Raw genomic sequence first — 20,968 nt, 5'->3', positions numbered from 1 at the left:
TGAGTTTATGACAGATTAATTAGTGACAATTGAAACATTTGCGGCCTGTAAACCACGGCTACCTTCTTTAATTTCAAATGTTACATTTTGACCAGTTCCAAGTACTTTAAATGCGTCAGATTGTATAGCGGTATAATGGACAAATATCTCTTTTTCATCACCATAAGCAATGAATCCATAACCTTTTTGTGCGCTAAACCATTCAACAATGCCAGATTCCATATCAAACGCCTCCCAAAATTGGTCGTAAAGTTTAAGTACTTCTACAGTATAGGTAACTTTAACCAGTAGTGCAACTAATGACAATCGCAGTTTTCTCAGTTATACTTAAAAGAACTTAATATGAAGGGATGATCAATTTGAACGATATAGAAATTGCACAAAAAAACGTGATGAAACCAATCGAAGAAGTAGCTAACGAGATTGGTTTGAAAAAAACTGATATTGAACCATATGGTAATTTTAAGGCAAAAATAAACTTACCTTTAGATTTACCTAAAAATAAAAATTCTAAGTTAATTCTCGTTACAGCAATTAGTCCCACTCCAGCTGGAGAAGGTAAATCAACCGTAACAGTTGGTTTAGGGGATGCTATGCATCGTTTGAATGAGAAAGTTATGATTGCTCTCAGAGAACCTTCTTTAGGTCCTGTTATGGGGATGAAGGGTGGCGCAACTGGTGGTGGTTATTCTCAAGTTGTCCCAATGGAAGATATTAATTTACACTTTACAGGTGATATGCATGCTTTAACAACTGCAAATAATACACTTGCTGCTTTGATTGATAATCATATTCAGCAAGGTAACGATTTAAAAATTGATCAAAGACGTATCATTTGGAAACGAGTACTTGATATTAACGATCGTGCATTACGCCATGTTGTAGTAGGCCTTGGTGGCCCAATGCAAGGGATACCTAGAGAAGATGGATTTGATATTACAGTTGCCAGTGAATTAATGGCTATTTTGTGTTTGTCAAAAGATATTAAAGATCTAAAATCAAGAATCAGTGATATTGTTGTAGCATACAATATAGATAAAAAACCAATTACAGTTGCTGATTTAGGTGTAACTGGTGCAATTAGTTTGTTATTAAAAGATGCAATTAAACCTAATTTAGTTCAGACTTTAGAGCATACACCTGCCATTATTCACGGCGGACCTTTTGCTAATATCGCACATGGCTGTAATAGTGTTCTTGCAACACAAACTGCCTTACAATTGGGCGACTATGCAATTACGGAAGCGGGATTTGGGGCTGACTTAGGTGCTGAAAAATTTCTTGATATCAAAACACCAATCTTAGGTAAGACACCTGATACAATTGTTCTTGTTGCTACAATCCGCGCTTTGAAAATGCATGGCGGAGTTGCTAAAACTGAATTGAATACTGAAAATGTTGCTGCTTTAAAAGCAGGATTTGTTAATTTAAAGAAGCATGTTGAAAGTATGCAGCGTTATGGCATTCCAGTTGTTGTTGCTATTAACAAGTTTACTGCTGATACAGATCTTGAAGTCCAAACTTTGATTGAACTTACCTCTGAAATTGGTGTTTCCGCTATACCTGCAGATGTTTGGGGACAAGGTGGTGCCGGTGCTCTTGATTTAGCAAAAAAGGTGATTGAAACAACGAATGAGATTCATGAATTTAAAGCATTGTACGAGGCTGATGATTCTGCTGAAACTAAAATTGAAAAAATTGTTAAAACGATTTATGGTGGCGCTAAAGTTGAATATGCACCTAAAGCAAAACAGCAATTACGTCAGTTTAAAGAATTGGGATGGGATAAATTACCTATTTGTATGGCAAAAACACAGTATTCATTGTCAGATAATGCTAAACTGTTAGGAGCACCTACGGAATTTACAATTCATATACGTGAATTTAATCCTAAATTAGGATCGCGTTTCTTAGTTGCACTAACTGGAAATGTCCTAACGATGCCTGGATTACCTAAAGATCCAGCTGCAAATCATATGGATATTGACGATAATGGCCTAATTTCAGGGTTATATTAATTAAGAATTAAGAGGATTTAATATGATTTTATATGCATTATTAGCAATAATTATTTTAGTTGTAGATCAAGTAGTGAAATACGTGGTTTCAGCTAATATTGCGTTGAACACGAGTCAAACAGTTATACCTAATTTTTTATCGATTGCTAATATTAGAAACGATGGTGCAGCTTGGAGTTTACTGGCTGGAAAACAATGGTTCTTTTTTATTGTTTCTGTTTTAGCATTAGGATTAATGATTTATTACTTTTATAAATATAGAACAAACATGGGCTATAAGTTCAGCATTACATTGATGATTGCTGGAACATTAGGCAACTTTATTGATCGATTGAGATTTGGTTATGTTGTTGATATGTTTCAAACAGATTTTGTTAACTTTCCAATTTTTAACGTGGCGGATACTGCGTTAACAGTTGGCGTTATCATTTTATTAATAATTGTTTTAAAGGAAGACGATAAATGACAGAATTAGTAATTCAAGATGAGACAGGACGTCTCGATAAGGTTATTGCGAAGTTAATGCCTGAAATATCTAGATCAAAAGTACAACGCTGGATTGAAAGTGGCGATATTTTAGTTAATGGTAAAACAGAAAAGACTAAATATGCCGTCCAACCAGGAGATAAAATTAATTTAGTAGAACCTGAACCAGTTGAGTTAGATTTAATACCACAAGATATCCCATTAGACATTGTTTATGAAGATGATGATGTTATTGTTGTGAATAAACCGCAAGGTATGGTTGTTCATCCATCACCGGGGCATGCAGATGGTACATTAGTTAATGCATTATTATTCCATAGTCCTTTATCAACAATTAATGGTGCCTTTAGACCAGGAATTGTTCATCGAATTGATAAGGATACTTCTGGACTTTTAATGGTTGCTAAAAATGATAAAGCACATCAATCATTAGCTGCTCAATTGAAAGCAAAAACGAATATTCGTGAATATATTGCTTTAGTACACCAACCGATTAAAGAAGAATCAGGAATTATTAAAGCACCACTCGGTCGTTCACCAAAAGATCGTATGAAGCAAGCGGTTGTTAAAGATGGACGTCCAGCAGTGACACATTTTAAAGTGGAAAAAAATTATGAAAACTACTCACTTATTAAGTGTCAGTTAGAAACAGGTCGTACACATCAAATTCGTGTTCACATGCAATATATTGGGCACCCAGTTGTAGGTGATCCCTTATATGGGTCACGTAAAACAATTAAAGGGCATGGTCAATTTTTACATGCAGCTAAGCTTGGATTTAAGCATCCAACAACGGGTAAAGAGCTTATTTTTGAAGTACCAATCCCACCTATTTTTAAAAGTACGCTGGATTATCTTGACAAAACAAACGCTATCAGGTAACATGAAAATCAATAAAGTTCCTTTAAAATAGTCCTGTGAGACTAAAAGGTAATGTGCGAATAGATTTCTTTTCTAGAAGTCTGCCTCTTAGTCTAAGTATTTTTAGATTAGGGGGCTTTTTTATTGGAAAAAAGGAGGAATACTAGATGGCAAAAGAAGTAGTAGATTCGTTAGGTATGAAACGTGCTTTAACCAGAATGACATACGAAATTATTGAAAAGAATAAAGGTATTGATAATCTGGTACTGATTGGAATCAAAACAAGAGGCATCTATTTAGCAAGACGAATTGCGGATCGCTTAAAACAACTTGAAGGTGCTGATGTTTCAGTGGGTTCACTAGATATTGCACTTTATCGTGATGACCGACATGATGCAAGTTTAGGTAATGAACCAACTGTTAATACGCAAGGTGAACAAATTGATTTTGATATTACAGGTAAGCAAGTTATATTAATTGATGATGTTTTATATACTGGACGTACAATTAGAGCTGCACTTGATGCTTTAATGGATCAAGGAAGACCTCAAACTATTAATTTAGCCGTTCTTGTTGATCGAGGCCATAGAGAATTACCAATAAGAGCTGATTATGTTGGGAAAAATATTCCTACCTCGTCAGATGAACAAGTATCAGTTTCAGTAGAAGAAATTGATGGCAAAGACTCAATTGAAATTGAAAGAATTAAATAATAAATCGTTAAGATGTTCCAGAGAGAGCAAACGATTTAGAAATCTATTAGGGAATAACGTAGGCCCAAACTAGATTTCAACTTCGAACGCATCTCTCTATAGAGGTGCGTTTTTTATATAGAAAGGAAATGAGAAAATGAAAGAAAAGTTTAGAAATGATGATGCTGTACTTGATATCCATGATAGACCATCATTTGGGCAATGGATGGGATTATCAATTCAACATTTGTTCACGATGTTTGGAGCAACAGTTTTAGTACCTATTCTAGTCGGTTTGAACCCAAGTATTGCTTTATTTAGTTCAGGTGTAGGTACTTTGGTTTATATCGGAATTACAAATGGTAAAATTCCAGCTTACCTTGGTTCAAGTTTTGCTTTTATTGCGGTTATGCAAATGTTAATGAAAACATCCGGTTATCCGGCGGTTGCTCAAGGAACGATTGCAGCTGGATTAGTTTATCTGATTGTTTCAATTATTATCGGAAAAGTTGGTTCAGGTTGGCTTGATCGTATTTTACCACCAGTTGTCGTGGGGCCAGTTGTCATGGTCATCGGATTATCTATGGCAACAACAGCAGCAAGTAACGCGATGTTAAAATCGGGTACTTATGATATTAAATATGTTTGGGTCGCAATCTTCACCCTGGCCATTACAATATTTTTCAATATGTATCTTAAAGGATTCATTAGTTTAATTCCCATTTTATTAGGAATTGTCTGTGGCTACATTATGGCCGTCTTATGTGGAATCGTTGATTTTTCTACGGTAGAAAAGGCAAATTGGCTTACATTACCTGCATTCGATGTTGCATTTATAAATTACCAACCTAAAATTTATTGGAGCGCCATTATTGGTATGGCACCAATCGCATTTGTCACAATGACTGAGCATATGGGTCATATAATGGTTTTAAATAAATTAACGAAAAGAAACTTTTTCAAGGATCCTGGACTAAATAGAACCCTTTTCGGTGATGGTGTATCATCAATTATTGCTGGATTTGTTGGAGGTCCTCCAACAACTTCGTACGGTGAAAATATTGGTGTTTTAGCCATGACTAAGGTTCATAGTATTTGGGTGATTGGTGGCGCCGCATTCTTCGCCATTGTCTTTAGTTTCGTTGGAAAAATTAGTGCTTTGATTCAAAGTATTCCAGGACCAGTTATTGGTGGTATTAGTTTTCTACTCTTTGGTGTTATTGCTTCAAGTGGGTTAAGAATCTTAATCGATAATCAAATTGATTATGATAAAAAGCATAATCTGATGATTACTGCCAGTATCCTAGTGTTAGGAATTGGTGGCATGTACTTAAAAGTAGGCGATTTACAATTAACAAGTATTGCACTTGCAACAGTAGTAGGTATTGCACTAAACCTTATTTTACCTAAAGAAGCTAAAAGCGAAAAATAATAGGAGATGATATTTTGTTAGATAAAAAGACAAATTTAGTTCAGTTACAACATTTAGTATCAATCGAGGATCTATCTACAGAAGAAGTTGAAGCATTAATTGAAAGAGCTGAAAAGTTTAAACGAAATCCGTCATTATTTAACTTAAAACATCCTATCTTTACAACAAATTTATTTTTTGAAAATAGTACCAGAACACATAGTAGCTTTGAAGTAGCTGAGCAACGTATGAAATTAAACATTGTCTCATTTAATCCAAGTATTAGTGCACTCAGTAAAGGTGAAACTTTATACGATACTGTTTTAACAATGGGTGCTATTGGGACTCAAATCGCAGTTATCCGCCATCCTGAGAATGAATATTATCAACAATTAATTGGTGATAATGATTTGGGAGTTGGTATTATCAATGGTGGAGATGGGAGTGGACAACATCCTTCACAATGTTTACTCGATATGATGACGATTAAAGAAGAGTTTGGGACATTTAAAGACTTAAAAGTTGCAATTGTAGGAGATTTAACTAATTCGAGAGTTGCTAAAAGTAATATGCAATTATTAAAAAAATTAGGTGCTTCATTATACTTTTCAGGTCCAAAGGAATGGTTTTCTGAAGAATTTGAAGCATACGGTCAGTATTTAGAAATGGACGAATTAGTTGGTGAAGTTGATGTTATGATGATGCTACGTGTCCAACATGAGCGTCATACGGATGATAGTAAATTTTCGAAAAAGAATTATCATGAAAAATTTGGATTAAGTATTGAACGCGGTAAAAAATTAAAAAAACAAACAATTATTATGCATCCGGGTCCGATTAATAGAGATGTAGAATTAGCCAGTGAATTAGTTGAATGTGAACAATCACGATTTGTAAAACAAATGACGAATGGGGTATTTGTTAGAATGGCCATTTTAGAAGCTGTCATTAACGGACGTCATTTAATGGAGGCTAATAGAGCATGAAGAAATTAATTAAAAACGGAACCGTTTTTTTGAATCATAGTTTTAGCCAACAAGATATCTTGATTGAAGACGACAAAATTAAAGCAATTGGCACTAATTTAGCTGATGAACTGTTAAATGTTGATTTAGTTATTGATGCAGAACATTTAATTGTTGTACCCGGGTTAATTGACGTTCATGTCCATTACAGGGAACCTGGATTTGAATACAAAGAGACGATTAAGACAGGAAGTCAGGCCGCTGCCCGAGGTGGTTTTACCACAGTAGGAGCCATGCCTAATTTAGATCCTGTTCCTGATACGTTAGAACATTTTGCTGAAATAAAGCGACGTAATCAAAAAGACGGACAAGTACATATTTCCCAATATGCTGCAATTACCAAAGGTAGAACTTCTGAAGAATTAGTAAATTTTGGAGAATTAAAAAAAGCCGGGGCATTCGCCTTTACAAATGATGGCTCAGGTATTCAGACAGCTGGAACAATGTATCTTGCAATGAAAGAAGCAGTAAAGGTTAATTTACCACTTGTCTCTCATGTTGAAGATAACTCATTATTATTTGGTGGCGTCATGAACGAAGGTGTTCGTGCAAAAAATCTAGGGCTACCTGGTATTATGGGGGTTGTAGAATCATCACAATTAGCCCGAGATTTAATGCTTGCACAAAAAACGGGTGTTCACTATCATATGTGTCACGTTTCTACAAAAGAAAGTGTGGAATTAATTCGACTTGCTAAGAGTCATGGAATTAATGTTTCCTGTGAAGTTTCACCACATCATTTATTATTAACGGATTCAGACATTCATATGGATAATGGTAATTTTAAAATGAACCCCCCATTACGAACTGAAGAAGATCGCCTAGCTTTGATCGAGGGATTATTAGATGGCACAATCGATATGATTGCGACAGATCATGCACCACATAGTGAAGATGAAAAACGCGGTAGCATGCTTAATGCCGCTTTTGGTATAACTGGAAGTGAAACGGCCTTTCCGTTGTTATATACAAGAATGGTTAAAACAGGGATTTTAACATTAGCCCAACTTATTGTTCTAATGAGTGAAGCGCCAGCCAAACAGTTTAATCTAAATGGTGGTACGTTTGAGCCTGGTTCAGTAGCAGATATTGCAATTTTTGATATCAAAAATGAGCAAACAATTAATGAAGCAGATTATGTCTCAAAAGGTAAAAATAGTCCTTTTACAGGGCAAAAAATTTATGGGAAAACAATGTTAACGCTAGTTAGCGGTGAAATCAAATATGATAGTCGAAAGGTTGAGTAAATCATGAAACGATTCTTAATTTTAGAAGACGGAAGTATTTTTAAAGGATTTAGTTTTGGAGCAATGGCCTCAACTACTGGCGAAGTCGTTTTTACGACTGGAATGACAGGGTACCAAGAAACGATTACAGATCAATCATTCAGTAATCAAATTATCACGTTTACTAATCCTATTATTGGTAATTATGGTGTTAATTTGGATGATTATGAATCAATAGAACCTTCATGCAAGGGCGTTATCGTTAATAATGTTGCTAGGGTTTCTAGCAATTGGCGTCAACAATTAACCTTAGATGAATTTTTAAAACAGAAGGATATTCCTGGAATATATGGCATTGATACACGCGAATTAACAAAGAAATTACGAAATGTAGGAACGATGAAAGGAAGCATTATTGATTCCGATGCTGATTTAAATCATGCCTTTGATGCAATGAGTGCAACTGTACTCAACCAAAATATCGTCCAACAAGTTTCAACGATTAAACCCTATCCTAATCCTGGAACAAAATTAAACATTGTATTAGTCGATTTTGGGTTAAAGCACAGTATTTTGCGAGAGTTATCTAAGCGTGATTGCAACGTAATTGTTTTACCGTATAATGCAACTGCAAAACAAATATCTGATTTACAACCTGATGGTGTCCTATTATCGAATGGGCCAGGGGATCCCAAAACTTTACCGGAGGTTGTTGAGATGATCAAAATGATACAACCTAAATTTCCGATTTTTGGTATTTGTTTAGGACATCAGTTACTAGCACTAGCAAACGGTGCAGATACATATAAAATGAAATTCGGACATCGTGGATTTAATCATCCGGTTAGAGAAATTGCAACTGGACGAATTGATTTCACCTCACAAAATCATGGATTTGCGGTGGATAGCGATTCTATCGATTCAGATAAACTGATAGTGACACATCGTGAAATTAATGACGAGTCTGTTGAAGGAATTAAACATAAAACTGATCCAGCATTTAGTGTCCAATTTCATCCGGATGCTGCGCCTGGTCCACATGATGCAGATTATTTATTTGATGAATTTATTGAAATGATAAACCGAGTTGGGAGAAAATAAATATGCCTAAGAGAAATGATATCCATAAAATAATGGTTCTTGGATCTGGTCCTATTATTATTGGTCAGGCCGCAGAGTTTGATTATTCTGGTACACAAGCTTGTTTATCTTTAAAAGAAGAGGGTTACGAAGTTGTTTTAGTGAATTCCAATCCAGCTACAATTATGACGGATAAAGAAGTTGCAGACGAAGTGTACATTGAACCTTTAACGGTAGAATCAGTTTCAGGTATTTTACGTAAAGAGTATCCAGATGCCATTGTACCAACTTTAGGTGGTCAAATTGGCCTTAATTTAGCTATGGAATTGTCTCAATCAGGTATATTAGATGAATTAAACATTGAATTATTAGGTACTAAATTAAAATCAATTGATCAAGCTGAAGATCGTGAACAATTTAAACAATTAATGCAAGAGTTAAATGAACCCGTTCCGGAATCACTAACTGTTGAAACCTTAGAGAGTGCGCTAGAATTTGCAGATATTGCAGGATACCCAGTTATTGTTAGACCTGCATTTACAATGGGTGGGACTGGTGGTGGTCTATGTAAAACAGCTGAAGAACTTAGTAAAACGGTTGTTAATGGATTAGAGCTATCACCAACAACACAATGCTTGATAGAAAAGAGTATTGCAGGATACAAGGAAATTGAATTTGAGGTTATGCGAGACCACGCTGATAATGCAATTGTTGTTTGTAGCATGGAAAATTTTGATCCTGTTGGTATTCATACAGGAGACTCTATTGTCTTTGCACCAACTCAAACCTTATCTGATAGAGAGTATCAGATGTTACGAGACGTATCCTTGAAATTAATTAGGGCCTTAAAAATAGAAGGTGGTTGTAATGTACAACTTGCTCTAGATCCTCATAGTTTTAAATATAATATTATAGAAGTTAATCCGCGTGTAAGTCGTTCATCAGCATTAGCTTCAAAAGCAACGGGATACCCAATTGCGAAGATAGCTGCCAAAATAGCAGTTGGATTGAATTTAGATGAGATTTTAAATCCAGTGACTAAAACAACTTTTGCTGAATTCGAACCAGCATTGGACTACGTTGTTGCTAAAATACCACGTTGGCCATTTGATAAGTTCAATCGAGCAAATCGTTCACTTGGAACGCAAATGAAGGCAACTGGTGAGGTTATGGCAATTGGTCGTAATATGGAAGAAAGCTTGTTAAAAGCAGTTCGATCTTTAGAAATTGATGAAGATTACTTGTGCTTAGATAATGCTCAAAATGCAACTGACTCCCAACTTGAAAACCAGTTGGTTAATGCAACTGACCAGAGATTGTTTTATTTAACAGAAGCAATACGTCGCGGGTACACAATTGAAGAAATTGAAAAACTAACAAAAATAAATTTAGTCTTTTTGGATAAATTAAAACACATAGTCGAAATTGAAATGTCGCTAAGTATCAATATTAAAGATATTGACGTCCTTATTGAAGCTAAAAAACATGGTTTTAGTGATAAAGTTATTGCTGATATTTGGCACGAAACTTCGGAGGATATTAGAAAGTTTAGAATAGAAAATAATATTATTCCAGTTTATAAAATGGTTGATACCTGTGCTGCGGAATTTGAATCAGCCACACCATACTTTTATAGTACGTACGAACATGAGAATGAGAGTTTAAAGAGTAAAAAACAAGCAATTATGGTTATTGGTTCTGGTCCCATTAGAATTGGTCAAGGTGTTGAATTTGATTACGCAACAGTTCATTGTGTTAGAGCTATCCGTGACGCAGGATATGAAGCAATTATCATGAATAGTAATCCAGAAACCGTTTCAACTGATTTTTCAATCGCTGATAAATTATATTTTGAACCATTAACATTGGAAGATGTTTTAAATGTGATTGATGTTGATAAACCTTTAGGTGTAATCGTTCAGTTTGGTGGACAGACAGCAATTAATCTTGCTGCGGGATTACAACAGTATGGCATTAAAATATTAGGAACGTCTGTTAACAATTTGGATCGTGCTGAGGATAGAGAGTCATTCAACCGAGCGATTAAGCATCTAGGATTAAAACAACCCATTGGTAAGACTGCAATAACACAAGAAGATGTGCTTAAGCGAGCAACAGAAATCGGTTATCCCGTTCTTGTTAGACCTAGCTATGTTTTAGGTGGACGTGCAATGGAGATTGTTCAAAATCAGGTTGAACTCGAATTATATTTGCTAAATAACGTTAAAATCGCACCACAACATCCAATCTTAATTGATAGTTATCTTGAAGGTATTGAGTGTGAAGTAGATGCAATTTGTGATGGTGTTTCTGTCTTAATTCCAGGAATTATGGAGCATATTGAACATGCTGGAATTCATTCAGGCGACTCAATGGCTGTATATCCATCACAACATCTATCAGACAAGATTAAAGCAGAAATCGTTAATGCAACTAAAAAGATTGCACTTGAACTAAAATGTGTGGGATTAATGAACCTTCAATTTATTGTGCATCAAGATGAACTTTATATTTTAGAAGTTAATCCACGTGCCAGTCGTACCGTTCCATTTTTAAGTAAAGTAACAGGTATTAAAATGACCCAGGTAGCGACTAAAATTATATTAGGTTATGATTTGCAAGAACAAGGTTACCAGGATGGTTTATACCCAGAATCTAGTTCTGTTCATGTAAAAGCGCCTGTGTTCTCATTTAGTAAATTGAATGATGTTGATCCATTTCTAGGACCAGAAATGAAATCAACCGGGGAAGTTATGGGAACGGATCAAACATTTTCTAAAGCACTCTGCAAAGCATTAGTAGCCGCTAATATTAGTTTATCAGGTAATGGTTCCGTATTAGTAAATGTTAACGACAAAAATAAAAATGCTATATTACCACTTGTTCAACGATTTGTTTTACTTGGTTACAAAGTTTTAACATTACCAAAAATGGTTGATTTCTTTTTAGATAATCAGATTAAAACGTTTACCAGTACAGAGGCATTAAGCGTTAACCGACAATTAGATGATATTAATAATTTGTTACAAACTGGAACCGTTCAATTTGTTATCGATACACTATCAGATGATCACGATAAAGCATCATATGGTTATCAAACGCGTAAAATATCAGTAATGCAACATATTCCATTGTTTACATCTTTACAAACTGTTGATGTACTTATTCAAGCGTTAGAAAGCCAGTCATTTTCAGTAGCAGCACTATAAAAATTAAGGGGAGTAGATAATGATTAATCGACCTATCATTGCTTTAGATTTTCAGAATAGAATGCAAACGACAGATTTTTTACAGTTATTTCCTCAAGATGAACAACTATTTGTTAAAGTTGGTATGGAATTGTTTTACAGTGAAGGAACTCGTTTTGTTGAAGAATTAATTGATCAGGGGCATGACATTTTTCTTGATTTAAAATGTCATGATATTCCAAATACTGTTCGGCAAACTATGACCAGTTTAAGTCGACTAGGTATTTCATTAACAACAGTCCATGCGGCTGGTGGCGTTGAAATGATGAAATATGCATTAGATGGATTAGACCAAGGTAATTCCTCAATAAAAATGCCGAAAATAATCGCAATTACACAATTAACTTCTACCAGCCAAGAACAACTAGAAACGGAACAATTGGTTGAACGACCATTAATTGAAAGTGTCGTTAATTACGCTAAGTTAACAGAATTAGCTGGATTAGCGGGTGTTGTTTGTTCAGCACAAGAAGCTAAAATAATTAAGGAAGCAACTTCCAAAAACTTTTTGGCAGTCACACCTGGAATACGATTGGAAGGGCAGGCAGTAAGTGATCAAAAAAGAGTAATGACACCAGCTGCTGCAAAAAGAAATCAAAGTAGCGCCATCGTTGTCGGACGATCAATAACGCAAGCAGTAGATCCGTTTGCTGCTTACCAAGCAATCAAAAAAATGTGGGAGGAAGCTTAAATGAATTTAGCAGAGACAGTTGCCAGTGATTTATTAGAGATTGGTGCCGTAACTTTATCGCCAAAGAAGCCGTTTATTTGGGCAAGTGGACTAAAAAGTCCAATTTATTGTGATAATCGGTTAACGATTAGTTATCCTGAAATTCGTACTAGAATCGCTAAAGGCATAGCAGGTATTATTCGTGAAAAATATCCTGATACAGAGGTAATTGCAGGAACGGCAACTGCAGGAATACCCCATGCAGCATGGATTGCTAATGAATTAAATTTACCGTTAATTTATGTTAGAACAAAGCCTAAAGATCATGGTACTGGTCAACAAATTGAAGGACGATTAATCAAAGGACAAAAAACTATTTTAATTGATGATCTCATTTCAACTGGTGGAAGTGTTATTCAAGCAGTTAATGCAGCAAAAAATGAAGGCGCTGATGTTCTAGGTGTCATCGGTATTTTTAGTTATGAACTAGCGGCAAGTACGACAAATTTTGCTGATATTAAAACACCTTTTGAGACATTAACTAATTATTCAACACTTATTAAAGTAGCTAAGGAACAAGAAAAAATTAATTCTGATGAAAAATTATTATTGGATAAATGGCGTATCAATCCAAGTAATTGGTTATAGTAAAAAAGTTTCAACTAAGAATAATTTCTTAGTTGAAACTTTTTATTTACGACGCATAGCCATAATTTTTTGTAAGTCTGGTGTAATAAAGGTTGAGTTTTGACCTTCGTAGACAACAAAACCTGGCTTTGAGCCATTGGGCTTTTTAATCCGTTTAACTTGGATATAATCTACTGGAACAGATGCTGATTGACGATATTTTGAGAAATAAGCAGCTAAGTTAGCCGCTTCTGTGACTGTTTCATCACTAGGATTAGAACTGTGAATAATTACATGGGAACCAGGAATGTTTTTAGCATGTAGCCAGATGTCAGATTTATTGGCTGTCTTCATGGTTAGTTGATCATTTTGAAGATTATTCTTACCAACAGAGATAAGGGTTCCATCTGTTGCATAATATTCATCTGGTTTACTTATTTTAATTTTAATTGCTTTTTTATTTTTATTCAATTTTTGTTCTTTTAATAAACCTTGTTGTTGTAATTCAACCTTAATATCTGGTAAGTCTTTAGGTTCAGCTAACTCGATTTCTGATTGAATTTCTTCTAAGTAAGCAATTTCTTTTTTATTTAGGAGAAGTTGCTCATTAACAAATATAACTGCATTCTTTTGTTTTTGATATTTTTTAAAATATTTTTGTGCATTTTTTGAAGGTGAAATTTGATTGGATAATTGAATGGTCATTTCTTTTTCATTATCATAGAAATTAGGTAATGAAACTTCTGTCATTCCTTGTTTAACTAAGTGAAGATAAGTAGTTAATAATTCACCTTGGACCCGTAATTGATCCGCTGTTTCAGTATTTTTTAAAGTTTTTTCTAATTTTTTTTGTTTACCACGGTTCTTTTTGAGCTCATTTTTAACAACGCGGATTAAATGGCTACCTTGTTGTTGAACGCGGTCTTTATTTGCTTTATCGAGATAGTAAGTATCCAGCATTTCGCTTAATGAATCGAATTCTTGACCAGTACCAATTTCTTTATTTGGAATGGCCGAAAAATCAAGACGTTTGCCAGATAAAATAGTTGGTGTCGGTGTATCAAATTGTGTGAAGAAAGTTGACCAGCTGACACTAGGGTCTTCAACATTAGTATGAAGTGCAGTTGCAAGATCTAAACTAGATTGACCAGCGAGACCTTGATAGCTATTTTGAAGTTCCTTCGCTAGGACTTCCTTATTTGGAAACTCGGATAAAAGTTTTTTAAATGTATCAGTTGTATCTGTAAATGGATTTAATTTATCTTGAGCTGGTGGCTGACGATAGGTTGCACCAGGTATTAGCATACGATATCGATTTTGGTCTGAACTAATATGTTTAATGGTATCCAAAACCTTATCATTAGTTGGATTAATTAGTAGACAATTACTATAACGTCCCATCATTTCTAAACTTAAAATTAGAGGTTGTTCATCACCAAGTTCATTTCTAGTTAAAAATGAAAAATTAATAATACGATCATTAGCAATCTGATCAATTGCTACAAGTTGACCGCTCTCTAAATATTTACGAAGCATCATAGTAAAATTAGTTGGTGTTTTAGGATTTGAATAGGGAATATTTGTAATTTGTGCACGAGCATAACTTGAATGTGCAGATAATAGTAAGGGTTGATTCTTTCTATTTGCACGAATTGTAATAATAACCTCATTAGGGTAGGGTTGTGATATTTTTGAGACCCGACCACCGATTAGTTTGGTTCTTAGTTCACTAATCATTGCATGAGTAAAAACGCCATCAAATGACATTTAATCAACTCACTTTCTATAAAATATGTTTAATAACTACAAGTGTAACGTTTTAAACGATAAATCGCAAAGAATCATTATTGAATAGTTTTCTTGCCATTTTTAGTCTATATATTGTATAATGCAAGGTATATCGAATTTAAGGGGTCAACAAAATGAAAACAAGTCTTGAAAACTTACTATCAATTGATAAACAGTATAAAGTGATTTTACAACGTTTAACTAAAAAAAATCAATTAACAATATCTGAGTGGCAGTTATTAAAGAAAATAAGTGCTAAATTTAACACACAGGAAAAATTGGCCGTAGAAACAGATCTAGATATCTCAACACTAAGTCGACAATTAAAACGCTTAGTTGAAAAAGAAATGCTTGATAAGCATAGTATCGGTGACGATAAACGCCAATTGATTTATACAATGACTGAAATCGGCGTTGAGTCGTCAAAAGCAGTTGATAAAGGTTTTACTGAACTTGAAGCAACTATTTTTGAAAAGTGGCCAGAAGATGAACAAAATTTATTAAGAATATTATTAAATCGCTTAGACAAAAGTCTAACGAGGACTGACGTTTAAACCGTCATAAAATGAGGTGTTTAATTAATGAAAATAGCAATTGTAACAGATAGTACTTCGTACCTATCTAAAGATCAGATTGAAGAGAACAATATTACTATAATTCCTATCCCAGTCATTATTGACAATAAAATTTATAATGAAGGCGTTGATATTACAACTGAAGGATTCTATGAAAAATTAAAGACATCTGCATCCTTTCCAAGTACCTCACAGCCTTCTGTTGGGGAAATGATTAACTTATATGATAAATTAGGTAGCGAAGGCTATGATATTATTTTAAGTATTCATTTAACAAATACAATTTCAGGATTTATTGATAATTTAAAAAATATAGCACCAACAATTGAGTCAACTCGTGTGATACCGTATGATTCTGGTATCACAGTTATGTTAATGGGATATTTAGCTTTGGAAGCTGCTAAAATGGCTAAAGAAGATGCCTCTATCGATGATATCATTGCCCGATTAGATGATTTGAAGACAACGTTAGGTGAATATTTCATTGTTGATGATTTGCAAAATCTTGTACGAGGCGGTCGTTTGTCTAATGCTTCAGCCTTTATTGGAAGTGTTCTTAAAATTAAGCCAATTTTAACATTTGATAGTGTTTCAAATAAAATTGTTGCATTTGAAAAGATTAGATCAACTAAGAAGGCAATTAAGCGTGTAGAAGATTTATTTGAAGAGCATCGTGCATCTGTTGATTATCCTTTACGTGGACTTATTATTCATGCAAATGATGAAACGTCAGCAATTAAGTGGCAGACTAAAATGAAGAAGAAATATCCTGATATGACATTTGATATCAGTTACTTTGGACCAGTCATTGGGACACATTTAGGTGAAAAAGCATTAGCATTAGCGTGGATTAAAGACTTTGATCAAGCTTAAGAGTTATTAAAACTAACAACCGGTTTAATCGGTTGTTAGTTTTTTGTTTTCAAATAATAATTAAGATGTAACTGTGACTAGATAATAGTATGTCGGAGAAAATAATTTTAAGTTAATAGATAAAGTTTAAAAGCATCAAATGAGTGGTAAATTGAGACTTATCATATTAACACTATCCAACTTTAGTTAAAACACACAATTTAATGAAAGTTTAGTAGCGCAATATCTTACTGATTTTAAACAAGTCTATTTAAATTATCATTCGTTTTGTATTTGTATCTCGCTCATTTTATTTTATGTAAATATAATTTGTTCATCATAAAATATATTTACAATTATTATTCTCCAATAAATTATATAATTAACACTAATATTTGTAGATACATATCAAGCATGACGACCATAATTTGCCAAATTATGGTATTAGCTATATAAGGATTACTTAAAATCTAAAGTATTAAATATATTAGTTATTTTGTGAATAAACACTAATTTTAAATAATATGTATCATACTGTTTGATATAAGAACATTTTGCGTTCAACTTTCATTAAAGTTGAATTGTAACTCTTTAATGTGTTATTCTCTACGTATTAAACTATCCGTTATAATGAGGTGTATTTTTGAGAAAAGAAAAATATTTAGAATTAATTGAGAATGAATTACAGTACCAACCTTGGTATGCGCAGGAATACTATCAATCTAAATCTACAATCCCCCTATCCAATGCAACGTTATATCAATATTTAACAGAGTTTAGACGTTTTTTTGATTGGTTACTGGCAGAAGGTATTGTTAACGAAAAATCAATTAAGACAATCGATATTAGTGTTTTAGAACATTTAAAAAAGGAAGATATGGAACTATATAAATCCTCCCTACTTTCTAGAAGTAAATCAAATAATGCAAATAGCAACACACAACTCTCTAGGAGCACTGTAAATCGTTCTCTAACAGCGATTTCTTCATTGTTCAGGTATCTTTCTGAAGAAACGGAAAAAGAAGATGGAGAGCCATATTTTTATCGTAATGTGATGAAAAAAATTACTGTCGTAAAAGATAACGAAACGTTTGCTACACGTGCAGCAAATATTAAAGATAAATTAATGCTTGGAACTGAAGATCGTGATTATATTAACTTTATTGATCAAAAATATGCCGATTTGTTAAAGCCTAAAGGTCTTTCCTTTTTCAAACGGGATAAAGATCGCGATATTGCTATTAACGCTTTAATGCTAGGTAGTGGTTTACGGGTTTCAGAAGTTGCAAATAGTGACCTACCTGATTTAAATTTAAAAACAAATAATATTACCGTCATTCGAAAAGGTGGCAAGAAGGATACTGTGCCAATTGCACCGTGGGTAATCCCCTATCTTGTTAAATATATTGAAGTGCGTACAATGAACTATAAAGTAGATAAAATGGAAAAAGCCCTATTTTGTTCATCATATCGTGGAATTGGAAAACGCATTGAGAGTGGTACAATTGAAAAATTGGTAGCCAAGTACTCATCTGCATTTAAAGTCCGTGTTACGCCGCATAAACTACGCCATACACTCGCTTCTAAATTGTACCTAGAGACGAAGAATGAACAACTTGTAGCAACACAATTGGGTCAGAGTTCGACAAGTGCAACTGCGTTATATACCCATATGATTGATGAAGAACAACGGAATGCTATTAATAAATTATAAAATAAAAACGATTAACTCGATATTGAGTTAATCGTTTTTATTTTATGACTTTCCTTCCCATTCAGATTTGAAATTCTCAAGGAAATCTAACATAATTTGATGTCTATTTTTAGCCATTCGTTTTCCTGGTTCAGTGTTCATTGTTTCTGTAAGTGTCAATAACTTTTCGTAGAAATGGTTAATGACCGTTTGATTCTCAATATTCCTGTATTCTTCTGGGGTCATATTTCTTCTTGGACCACGATGTGGATCATATATTTTACTGCCAACATGTCCACCGTAATAAAAAGTTCTAGCAATACCGACAGCACCAATTGCATCTAATCGATCAGCATCTTGAACAACTTTTGCTTCTTCGGGCAAGTTAATAGTATTATCGTTCAATTGGTTTTTAAAAGAAATTGATTTAATAATTATTAAAATATCATTAATTTGAAGTGAAGTTAAATCAATAGATGTTAAAAAATTTGTTAAATTAGTTACTTCTTCTTTAACATTATCGACTACTTTATCATCAATTACGTCATGTAAATAACTACTAAGAACAATTATTAAATAATTGATATTATGAATTTCTGAGGCAATCGTTTTTGAATTTGTAACGACTCGTTCAATATGAGCAAAGTCATGTCCAGAAGTATCTGACGCTAATTTATTTTGCGTATATATTTTAACTGCTTGAATTTGTTCTTCAGGTAGCATCCTAAATTCTCCTTAAAATAAAAAAGCTTAGAGATAAAGTCTAAACTTTTAAGATTTTTTATTAAGCTTCAAAAACAGCTTGTAATTGAGGAACAACTTGTTTTTTTCTTGAAACAACACCAGGTAATGACAATTTGTTATCAGAAAGTTTTGTGTTGAAGGCTTTTTCAACCATTTCTTTAGGTTCTCCAACAACTAATAGTTCTGAATCACTGTCTAGGATATTTGTAACTAATAGTAAGAATAAATCATAATTATTAGCTTTACTATCATCTTCAATCGCTGAAACTAGTGCAGCTTCACGGTTAAAAACTTCTTCTAAATCAACGGTATTAACTTGAGCAACACGTACTGTTTTACCAGCCATATCAAAAGATTTGGCATCTCCGTTAATCAATTCTGTTTCAGTTTTGCTAGATAAATTAGTTCCAGCTTTTAACATATCTAATCCGTATACATTGTAATCAGTGTTACTAATTTTAGAAAGTGCTTTAGTTGCTTCAATATCAACTGGAGTCGTTGTAGGTGATTTGAATAACAATGTATCAGAAATAATAGCTGACATCATTAATCCTGCAATATTAGCAGGAATTTCAATATTGTTTTCATTAAACATTTTCCATAGGATGGTACTTGAACAACCGACAGCCTCTGCGCGGAAATTAAGAGGCATATTGGTTGTGAAATTAGCAATACGATGATGATCGACAACGTCTGTTACAACAAGATCAGCGATATCAGAAACACTTTGTTGAGATTCATTATGATCAACTAACATAACTGATTCAACCTCATTTTTAGCTGTTTCAATAATTCTTGGTTCAGGTTCATTAAAGTAATCTAAAACAAATTTTGTTTCTTCACTTAATGTTCCTAAGGTAACGGCTTCAGTATCGAAACCTAATTTATTTTGTAGATATGAGAATGCTTTAGCAGCTACAACTGCGTCTGTATCAGGACTTTGATGTCCAAAAATTAATTGTTTAGTCATTATTATAATCTCCTTTTTATTTGTTAATTTCTTTAAGTCGAGTCATGTAATCTTTTTCTTCTAAAAATTTATCAAATGCATTTAAAAAATGTTCATTTCTAGGAATTTCATCTTTATCTTTTCTAAAGACAAATGACAAATCAAATTTTATTTCTGGATCAAAATGAGATGTCCAAAGGTCTTTGCTTTCAGGATGAGCCGTTAAAAATGAAGTTGGTAATGCTGAATAAGCATGTGTTGCACGAGCAAATTTTAAAATCTGTGTGGGTGATGTAAATCTAGCAACACTCTTTGGCAGGTTAACTAATTGATTTTGATAAATTGTTTTAATTGTTTTATCAAGATAATAATCACTTGGATAAGTGACCCAAACATTATCAATTGTTTCTTGAAGTCTAACTTTCTTTTTAGAAGATAACTTTTCATTATGATGTAAAAACAATAAATCTTCAGTAAAGATTTTCTTACTTTCGTATGGTTTCCAGTTTTTAATACTTTCATCTGGAAGATACATAATAGCTAAATCAATTTTATTATTCTCAAGTTCACTCCAAATTTCTTTACGCGTTAGTAAATGGAATGACACAATAATATCTGGATTATTTTTATAGTACTGGATAACAAAATCATCAAACACTTCGTCTTCGATTGAAGCCAAAATCCCGATAGTAATTTCTCCTTGTGTTGCACTTGTTGATTGTTGAATTTCATTCGTTGCTTTATTTAATGTTTCATAGATTTGGTGTGTTGCATCTAGCATTGTATAGCCAGCATCAGAAAGATGTAATTTTTTACCAACAGAATAAAAAAGTGGTGCACCAACTGTTCTTTCTAATTTTTTAATTTGCTGTGTTAATGCAGGTTGTGTGATTCCTAATATTTGGGCTGCTTGCGTATAATTCATTATATCTGCAAGCTGTAAAAAATATGTTAACGTTTTTGATGAAAATATATTTTCTTGCTTTGTTTTCATATTAGCGTGATCTCCTCAGTTCTAGAAAT

Annotated in this window: 19 protein-coding genes; 14 read left to right on the top strand and 5 right to left on the bottom strand. The window is 33.5% G+C overall.

The genetic code is table 11. The features are described from left to right. Nucleotides 1-15 precede the first annotated feature (15 nt). Nucleotides 16-222 (bottom strand): cold shock domain-containing protein, encoded by a 207-nt coding sequence (locus AC1RP1_RS02525; protein WP_409022794.1) that lies wholly within the window; start codon nt 220-222, stop codon nt 16-18. Nucleotides 223-359: 137 nt separating this feature from the next. On the opposite strand from AC1RP1_RS02525, the gene AC1RP1_RS02520 reads away from it, so the two are divergent. The 11 genes from AC1RP1_RS02520 (at nt 360) to pyrE (ending at nt 13,365) form a co-directional block, all read left to right on the top strand. Further along, on the top strand, nt 360-2,018 hold the full coding sequence (locus AC1RP1_RS02520; RefSeq protein ID WP_481761307.1) for a formate--tetrahydrofolate ligase: 1,659 nt from the start codon (nt 360-362) through the stop codon (nt 2,016-2,018). Nucleotides 2,019-2,040: 22 nt separating this feature from the next. Next, nucleotides 2,041-2,484, top strand: a complete 444-nt coding sequence (gene lspA, locus AC1RP1_RS02515; RefSeq protein ID WP_481761308.1) for a signal peptidase II — start codon at nt 2,041-2,043, stop codon at nt 2,482-2,484. After that, nucleotides 2,481-3,386 carry an RluA family pseudouridine synthase gene (locus tag AC1RP1_RS02510; protein ID WP_409022551.1) on the top strand — a complete coding sequence of 302 codons (906 nt, stop codon included), beginning with the start codon at nt 2,481-2,483 and terminating at the stop codon, nt 3,384-3,386. The genes lspA and AC1RP1_RS02510 overlap by 4 nt, the downstream gene beginning before the upstream one ends. 146 nt (nt 3,387-3,532) lie before the next feature. Further along, nucleotides 3,533-4,078: a bifunctional pyr operon transcriptional regulator/uracil phosphoribosyltransferase PyrR gene (gene pyrR, locus AC1RP1_RS02505; protein ID WP_481761309.1), complete on the top strand. Its 546-nt coding sequence runs from the start codon at nt 3,533-3,535 to the stop codon at nt 4,076-4,078. Between the two features lie 136 nt (nt 4,079-4,214). Further along, entirely contained in the window at nt 4,215-5,489 is a 1,275-nt protein-coding gene (locus AC1RP1_RS02500) for a solute carrier family 23 protein (RefSeq protein ID WP_481761310.1), read from the top strand. Between the two features lie 14 nt (nt 5,490-5,503). Continuing rightward, nucleotides 5,504-6,454, top strand: coding sequence for an aspartate carbamoyltransferase catalytic subunit (locus tag AC1RP1_RS02495; protein ID WP_481761311.1), 951 nt, complete (start codon nt 5,504-5,506; stop codon nt 6,452-6,454). Continuing rightward, complete coding sequence (locus AC1RP1_RS02490) at nt 6,451-7,740, top strand: dihydroorotase (RefSeq protein ID WP_481761312.1); 1,290 nt, start codon at nt 6,451-6,453, stop codon at nt 7,738-7,740. Before AC1RP1_RS02495 ends, AC1RP1_RS02490 begins: the two co-directional genes overlap by 4 nt. 3 nt (nt 7,741-7,743) lie before the next feature. Next, the gene (locus tag AC1RP1_RS02485) at nt 7,744-8,820 is read left to right on the top strand and encodes a carbamoyl phosphate synthase small subunit (RefSeq protein ID WP_481761313.1); all 1,077 of its coding nucleotides are present in this window, start codon (nt 7,744-7,746) and stop codon (nt 8,818-8,820) included. Nucleotides 8,821-8,822: 2 nt separating this feature from the next. After that, on the top strand, nt 8,823-12,008 hold the full coding sequence (carB, locus tag AC1RP1_RS02480) for a carbamoyl-phosphate synthase large subunit (RefSeq protein ID WP_481761314.1): 3,186 nt from the start codon (nt 8,823-8,825) through the stop codon (nt 12,006-12,008). 16 nt (nt 12,009-12,024) lie between these two features. Then, complete coding sequence (gene pyrF, locus AC1RP1_RS02475; protein WP_481761408.1) at nt 12,025-12,738, top strand: orotidine-5'-phosphate decarboxylase; 714 nt, start codon at nt 12,025-12,027, stop codon at nt 12,736-12,738. Next, a complete protein-coding gene (gene pyrE / locus AC1RP1_RS02470; RefSeq protein ID WP_481761315.1) occupies nt 12,739-13,365 on the top strand; it encodes an orotate phosphoribosyltransferase in 627 nt (208 codons plus the stop codon). Between the two features lie 42 nt (nt 13,366-13,407). Here pyrE and AC1RP1_RS02465 read toward each other — a convergent pair whose 3' ends face one another. Next, on the bottom strand, nt 13,408-15,111 hold the full coding sequence (locus AC1RP1_RS02465) for an NFACT RNA binding domain-containing protein (RefSeq protein WP_481761316.1): 1,704 nt from the start codon (nt 15,109-15,111) through the stop codon (nt 13,408-13,410). Between the two features lie 155 nt (nt 15,112-15,266). Here AC1RP1_RS02465 and AC1RP1_RS02460 point away from each other — a divergent pair, with 155 nt between their 5' ends. From AC1RP1_RS02460 to xerS, 3 genes are all read left to right on the top strand, one after another. Next, nucleotides 15,267-15,686, top strand: a complete 420-nt coding sequence (locus AC1RP1_RS02460; protein WP_481761317.1) for a MarR family winged helix-turn-helix transcriptional regulator — start codon at nt 15,267-15,269, stop codon at nt 15,684-15,686. Between the two features lie 27 nt (nt 15,687-15,713). Further along, nucleotides 15,714-16,580: a DegV family protein gene (locus AC1RP1_RS02455; protein ID WP_481761318.1), complete on the top strand. Its 867-nt coding sequence runs from the start codon at nt 15,714-15,716 to the stop codon at nt 16,578-16,580. A 622-nt stretch (nt 16,581-17,202) separates the two neighbouring features. Then, complete coding sequence (gene xerS / locus AC1RP1_RS02450) at nt 17,203-18,273, top strand: tyrosine recombinase XerS (RefSeq protein ID WP_409022540.1); 1,071 nt, start codon at nt 17,203-17,205, stop codon at nt 18,271-18,273. 42 nt (nt 18,274-18,315) lie between these two features. Here xerS and AC1RP1_RS02445 read toward each other — a convergent pair whose 3' ends face one another. From AC1RP1_RS02445 to AC1RP1_RS02435, 3 genes are all read right to left on the bottom strand, one after another. Then, nucleotides 18,316-18,975: an HD domain-containing protein gene (locus tag AC1RP1_RS02445; protein WP_481761319.1), complete on the bottom strand. Its 660-nt coding sequence runs from the start codon at nt 18,973-18,975 to the stop codon at nt 18,316-18,318. 61 nt (nt 18,976-19,036) lie between these two features. Beyond that, a complete protein-coding gene (locus AC1RP1_RS02440) occupies nt 19,037-19,966 on the bottom strand; it encodes a manganese-dependent inorganic pyrophosphatase (RefSeq protein ID WP_481761321.1) in 930 nt (309 codons plus the stop codon). A 16-nt stretch (nt 19,967-19,982) separates the two neighbouring features. Then, nucleotides 19,983-20,939, bottom strand: coding sequence for a LysR family transcriptional regulator (locus tag AC1RP1_RS02435; RefSeq protein ID WP_481761322.1), 957 nt, complete (start codon nt 20,937-20,939; stop codon nt 19,983-19,985). Nucleotides 20,940-20,968: the final 29 nt, after the last annotated feature.

The sequence above is a fragment of the Dellaglioa sp. CoH-56-MRSF-13 genome, assembly GCF_056782095.1.
The sequence above is the reverse complement of the archived record's forward strand: the minus strand, read 5'-3'. Positions and strand labels throughout refer to the sequence as shown.